The organism is Pseudomonas sp., assembly GCF_050739655.1.
In the GTDB taxonomy this organism is placed as follows: domain Bacteria; phylum Pseudomonadota; class Gammaproteobacteria; order Pseudomonadales; family Pseudomonadaceae; genus Aquipseudomonas.
This window is the reverse complement of record NZ_JBOIBY010000661.1, coordinates 1-5,256: the sequence shown is the minus strand read 5'-3', so window position 1 is coordinate 5,256 and position 5,256 is coordinate 1. Positions and strand designations below refer to the sequence as shown.

General features: G+C 53.9%; 7 protein-coding genes and 1 pseudogene. 5 read left to right on the top strand and 3 right to left on the bottom strand.

The window, feature by feature from the left end; all coding sequences use genetic code 11:
- The 5 genes from ACRESJ_RS31445 to ACRESJ_RS31425 all read left to right on the top strand — a co-directional run.
- Nucleotides 1-398 (top strand): ester cyclase (locus ACRESJ_RS31445; RefSeq protein ID WP_431761386.1); only part of this gene is annotated, 398 nt, incomplete at its 5' end.
- 224 nt (nucleotides 399-622) lie between these two features.
- On the top strand, nucleotides 623-1,096 hold the full coding sequence (locus ACRESJ_RS31440; RefSeq protein WP_431761385.1) for an adenylyltransferase/cytidyltransferase family protein: 474 nt from the start codon (nucleotides 623-625) through the stop codon (nucleotides 1,094-1,096).
- An 82-nt stretch (nucleotides 1,097-1,178) separates the two neighbouring features.
- Entirely contained in the window at nucleotides 1,179-1,751 is a 573-nt protein-coding gene (locus ACRESJ_RS31435) for a hypothetical protein (protein ID WP_431761384.1), read from the top strand.
- A gap of 93 nt (nucleotides 1,752-1,844) precedes the next feature.
- Nucleotides 1,845-2,426 (top strand): methylated-DNA--[protein]-cysteine S-methyltransferase, encoded by a 582-nt coding sequence (locus tag ACRESJ_RS31430; protein ID WP_431761383.1) that lies wholly within the window; start codon nucleotides 1,845-1,847, stop codon nucleotides 2,424-2,426.
- Nucleotides 2,423-3,148 (top strand): 2OG-Fe(II) oxygenase, encoded by a 726-nt coding sequence (locus tag ACRESJ_RS31425; RefSeq protein WP_431761382.1) that lies wholly within the window; start codon nucleotides 2,423-2,425, stop codon nucleotides 3,146-3,148. Before ACRESJ_RS31430 ends, ACRESJ_RS31425 begins: the two co-directional genes overlap by 4 nt.
- A gap of 320 nt (nucleotides 3,149-3,468) precedes the next feature.
- Here the strand turns inward: ACRESJ_RS31425 and ACRESJ_RS31420 are convergent, their stop codons facing one another.
- From ACRESJ_RS31420 to ACRESJ_RS31410, 3 genes and pseudogenes are all read right to left on the bottom strand, one after another.
- Entirely contained in the window at nucleotides 3,469-3,768 is a 300-nt protein-coding gene (locus ACRESJ_RS31420; RefSeq protein ID WP_431761381.1) for a type II toxin-antitoxin system PrlF family antitoxin, read from the bottom strand.
- A 198-nt stretch (nucleotides 3,769-3,966) separates the two neighbouring features.
- On the bottom strand, nucleotides 3,967-4,362 hold the full coding sequence (locus tag ACRESJ_RS31415) for a hypothetical protein (protein ID WP_431761380.1): 396 nt from the start codon (nucleotides 4,360-4,362) through the stop codon (nucleotides 3,967-3,969).
- A 152-nt stretch (nucleotides 4,363-4,514) separates the two neighbouring features.
- Nucleotides 4,515-5,066: pseudogene (locus ACRESJ_RS31410) on the bottom strand (DUF4113 domain-containing protein); the annotation flags it as partial.
- Between the last annotated feature and the right edge of the window lie 190 nt (nucleotides 5,067-5,256).

Here is a 5,256-nt window from a genome sequence, read left to right as displayed (position 1 = left end):
ACCTAGCGGTCATTGACGAAATCGCCGCTCCCGACATGCTGCTCCACTACTCTCTGCACGAACCTCGTCGTGGCCGCGATGACATTAAGGCGTTCATGACCGATTTTCGTAAGGCATTCCCCGATCTCAATTTCTGGGGCACAGCCGACCTGATTGCCGAAGGGGATTACGTAGTGGGTCAATGGGAAGGTGGTGGTACTCACACAGGCCAAGCTCACGACGACTTTCTCATCGGTGGTCTGCCTGCCGCAACGGGTCGCAAAATGCACTTCACCGGTACCACAGTGCTGAAGGTGATTGACGGCAAGATCGTGGAGGAGCGCGGTCTCGACGATGGCGTCGCAGCCCTAACTCAACTGGGTTTGATCAAAGCGACGACCACTAACGGTGATGCTTGATACTCACAAAACAAGGAAAGTCATTCCATTCTTTTTAAGCGTGGAACACTGCTCCTGATCTGCGCAAGGGGGCCCGCATTTTTGCCGGCCCTCTTCGCATTGGGCGTTCTGCTTTGCTCGTTACATTGTCTGATTTTCCGAATAGGAAACAGAGCGTCCCTGAGCCGTTGCAGCGGTAGATTTTCAGTATCTGACTTTCAGCCTCGGTATAGGACACCACTGCCATGATTCGCATCGGCTACGCACCTGGCGCCTACGACTTGTTTCACATCGGGCACCTTAATCTTTTGAGGCAAGCCAAAAAGAGATGTGACTTCCTCATCGCTGGTGTTGTGGCGGACGAGGTTCTGATTGAGCACAAGGGTATGAAACCTGTCGTTCCGCTTGTCGAGCGGTTGGAGATTGTACGCAACGTCCGTCACGTCGATGCGGCCTACCCGGCATTCACCAACGACAAAGCAGAGATCTGGAAAGACCTCCGATTCAACGTGATCTTTAAGGGTGACGATTGGAAAGGTACTGCGAAGGGTAACCTGCTCGAGCAACGCTTCGAGGTGCTTGGCGTGGAGATTATTTATCTCCCATACGGACAAACGACATCCAGCAGCACGCTGCGACGTACGTTAAAGAACATCGATGAAATAGCCAGTAGATTGCGCCGACGCCATCTCGTTGCGGACAGCGCTTTTACTTTCTGAGCAACGTAGTACCGGGCAGGCGCCAATTTCACACCGCTGGCACCTGTATCTGCTGCATCCCTTTTTAAACGAAATCAGCACGATGACCGAAAATCCCCCCGCCGACTCATTGTCGCAATCACTCATTGCGTGGGTTACGGCAGTAAAACAGGACTCGCGCTCACCGGACGCGGCCAGTTCGCGATTAAATGAGATGCGGCTTGAACACCTCGTTCTGGGCCTTCTTGAGCTTGATCTCGAAGAGGCTGCCCAGATCGATGCCCTGTCGAATTCCGACTATCCATTTGAGCGTTCTCAGGAACGCTTCCATGAAGCTTTGCAACAAACCATACGACAACTGAAACTGTTCAAGCTGTTTGCGAAAACACGCGACGGCGAATATCACCGAAGCGTTTGCCCCTCGGCCTACAACGCATGCACTGGCGAGCACTATCCAGAAGAAATGGCGCGATGGCGTGCTGAATTTCGGGCCATGCCTCCAGAGCAGCAAATGCTGGTTACCACCATTGTCTGGATGTATCGCTCAGGCCCTGATTCGATCTGGCTACGCCGAGTCCCCTGTACATGGAAGGCGTCCGAAGCGCTGCACTACATGCGCGACGCGGGCTGTCTCTCGTTGTGGCTGTCACTCGTCGCCAGATACCCCGGCTGGTAGTTGGCCAAAGAATTTGACCGCAAGGAGCGGAGTTTCAAGGTAGGAAGCGATCCCTAGACTGACCTCACTCGCCAACCGATAAGAGTCAAGGTCATGAATACCACTTCCCGTTCTCCCTTCAAGTACAACTTCCGCGCACCAGGTAGCCAAGTGGAAGGCCCCATTCAGTTCACCGTCGGGCAATCAGCGATGGGGAAGGTTCTTATCGGCCGTAGTCAGCGGGGTATCTGCGCCATCTTTCTCGGCGAGGAAGCGCAGGCGCTGCGTGACCAGCTCGCGACCGAATTTCCAATCGTGGAACTGCAAGCTGGCCAAGCTTCGCTAGAACACGAACTCAATCTGGTCATCGGTTTCATCGACAAACAGCTGTTCGGCGGTGTTATCAATCTCGATATTGGCGGCACTGTGTTTCAACAAAAGGTTTGGCAGGCACTTTGCGGCATCCCAACAGGCAAGACCTGTAGCTACAGCGATGTGGCATGCGACCTCGGTGCGCCAGAGGCAGTTCGCGCCGTGGCGGGAGCCTGTGCAGCTAACGTGTTGGCCATTGCCATTCCGTGTCATCGCGTGGTGCGTCGTGATGGTTCGATCTCTGGCTACCGCTGGGGTGTCGAACGCAAGCGCTCATTGCTGAAAGAGGAGGCCACCAAGAGGGGTGTGGAGTTTTCGGGATGAAAGCTGTTGCGAGTCACGACAGTGCCACGACTCTCGACTCCTGCGATTGGGCGAGCATCGAGCGTTCGCTTGATGCTCACGGAAATGCGGTGCTGCCTGGCCTTTTGACTGCGGGACAGTGCGCGGCACTCGCCGAGCTCTATCCACAGGAAGAAGGCTATCGAGCGCGTATCGTCATGGCTCGACATGGATTCGGGCGTGGCGAATACAAATATTTCGCGTATCCGTTGCCGCCACTGCTCGACCAACTACGTCACGCGTTTTACCCCAGACTCGCGCCGATTGCCAATGATTGGAACTTGAAATTAGGGATTAACGTGCAGTACCCGGGCGATCTGGCAACCTTTCTGAAGCGATGTCACGAGGCCGGCCAGACACGGCCGACGCCACTGATTCTTGAATATGGCGAAGGTGACTACAACTGCCTTCATCAAGACCTCTACGGTGATCATGTTTTCCCGTTCCAAGTCATCTTCCTGCTCAATGAACCAGGACGCGAATTTGAGGGCGGAGAATTGCTGCTGACAGAGAGTGATCCGAAGAAACCCGGACGAGCAGAGGTAGTGCCTTTGCGCCAGGGGGACGCAGTGGTGCTTGCAGTCAACCATCGTCCTGTACGTTCTACGCGTGGCTACTACCGCGTGAGTCTGCGCCATGGCGTCAGCCAGCTGATTTGGGGGCAACGACATACACTTGGCATCATATTTCACGATGCCAAGTAACTTGCTGGGATTCCCAGTGGCGGTCGGGCCTCTGTTGATAGCAAGCGAAAACCCAGCGATTGCGGGCGCTATACTTGATTAAACCGTACACAAATCTCACATCAATCAGCTCAAGAGGGAATCAATGCCTAGGGTCAAAAGCCTAAAACGCTGAGGCTCCCCCAATTGAAGAGAGACTTGACGCTACGGCGAACGACATCGAATTCTCTTGGCGCTGCGATTGGTCAAGTCGAATGCAATCGACTGGTCAGTTCGAACACAAATGACTGGTCAGTGGTAATACAAACGGATGGTCAAGTGGAATGCAATTCCCCACTGATTTATTCGTCTTCCGCTGAGAGCTGCGTATTTAGGTCAACATCAATCTGACCGACTAGCGAAATGATTCGAACGCCCAAACGCATATGCACAGGCAGAATTCGCTCCGGATTCGCATTCATGTCAACCGCCAATCGTTCCAGAGTTCGGGATACGGAGGGATCAGCTTCCTTTGGTTCAGTCCGTAACGGCTCCTTGCTCTGAACGCGGTTCACAGACGTGATGCTGGGGATACGCGACCATTCATGACCCAAACCTATCTGCAGTTCGCCGTTGCAACAACTGCGGGATGTCCTGCCCATTTTGCTGCCGACGTGTTGATCCGATGCCTAAGCGGTGGCTTTATTGAAGAGAGAAATTATGGGTCAGCAATAATTATGGCTGATCCATAATTTGGGATAATCCAGTTTTGCCCCTTCCAACGGTCTCTGTCGATGGCGAAACTCGAAACACCTGTCGTACACCGTCCAAAGCTTATCGACCCACGTCGTAATGTACCGCTATGGTGACAAAACAAACCGAGAGGCCAATGCCTTGAAAAGCTCTGCAAGCATCCGCGCGTCTAGCAGCGCATGGTGTGGTAGATCAAATAAATCCGCCTGTTGAAGAGCTTCCGCATTTAACTGATTGAAAAGGGTCGTGAGGTTGGTCGGTTGATTCATAACCTGGACTGGCCAGGGTTGATGATCGACACAAGCGAGATCACAGAAAAAAACCCAATCCCAACGTGGCGCATCTGAGCACACCTCAAGCTCTTCATCGACGCCGCTTAGAAATCTTCGAAGAGCGGTTCGGGCCACGAAAAGCGACTGACCATATCGCAGACGATCGAGCTGCGGTAGGACGTTCTGGATGACGAAATCACTGCAGTCCTCGACCGAATAGGTATCCGTCAACTCAACGTAGAACTCATCTCCTTACTCCGATACCAGCGCAAGGGATATCAGCTTCGAGTCCTGATTGAGCTGGGTAAATTCGCAATCTAGGAATATCTTCAACGTCCGATTTCAAAGATTGTTAGCGTGACCTGAGCGATGCTCATACCCCACTATTTACAGTACACCGTCCATAGCTGATCAACCCGCGTCGTAAAGCTCTGGCTCATCATCTCCCGACGCATCCCCCACTCCGGGTCGGTCGGCACACTCGCCAAGCGCATCGTTCCCCTGCCCCATCGACCGTTAATCGCATCCAGCACCCCCATGACCTTCTCCGTCGCAACTGGCTGGGAGATCGAGAAGAGGTCTTCGGTGTACTCGCCCTTCTGGCAAAGGCTGAGCAGGAGCACACCGGCTTTACCGTACTTGAGTCCAGGTCGGTACACCCGATCCACTGCATCGACCGCAGCCTTTGTCATCAAACGCACATCGTCCGTTGGGTATGGCAGTTCGACCAACACGCCATTGGCATACTTCGCTTCCTCGGGATTGAACATACCGGTTCGAATGCTCACCCGGATTTTCTTGCACAGCGACTGCTGGGCCCTGAGCTTCTCGGTGGCTCGCATCATGTACGTTGCGACAGCCTCTTTGATGGGCGCGATGTCGGTCAGGCGCTTGCCGAACATGCGGCTGCAGCAGATCTCCTGCTTGGGTGGATCATGAGCCTTACCCTTTCTTGTCTGGCACGGTTGTTCAGCATGTGGGTGGGCACGTACCGGGCATATCCGCTACACCTCGAGAGGGCCGGTAAATATTCGCTCTCACCACGTGTCAGGACATACCAGGGTTCGCAACAGGCGCTAAAAACTCCGATCTGCTGACCTACTAAGCGACTATCCTCACCTGCAG

What these genes read in the sequence shown, in the direction of transcription:
- ACRESJ_RS31440 (WP_431761385.1), top strand. Translation starts at nt 623, where the DNA reads ATGATTCGCATCGGCTACGCACCTGGCGCCTACGACTTGTTTCACATC.
- ACRESJ_RS31435 (WP_431761384.1), top strand. Translation starts at nt 1,179, where the DNA reads ATGACCGAAAATCCCCCCGCCGACTCATTGTCGCAATCACTCATTGCG.
- ACRESJ_RS31430 (WP_431761383.1), top strand. Translation starts at nt 1,845, where the DNA reads ATGAATACCACTTCCCGTTCTCCCTTCAAGTACAACTTCCGCGCACCA.
- ACRESJ_RS31425 (WP_431761382.1), top strand. Translation starts at nt 2,423, where the DNA reads ATGAAAGCTGTTGCGAGTCACGACAGTGCCACGACTCTCGACTCCTGC.
- ACRESJ_RS31420 (WP_431761381.1), bottom strand. Translation starts at nt 3,768, where the DNA reads ATGGGCAGGACATCCCGCAGTTGTTGCAACGGCGAACTGCAGATAGGT.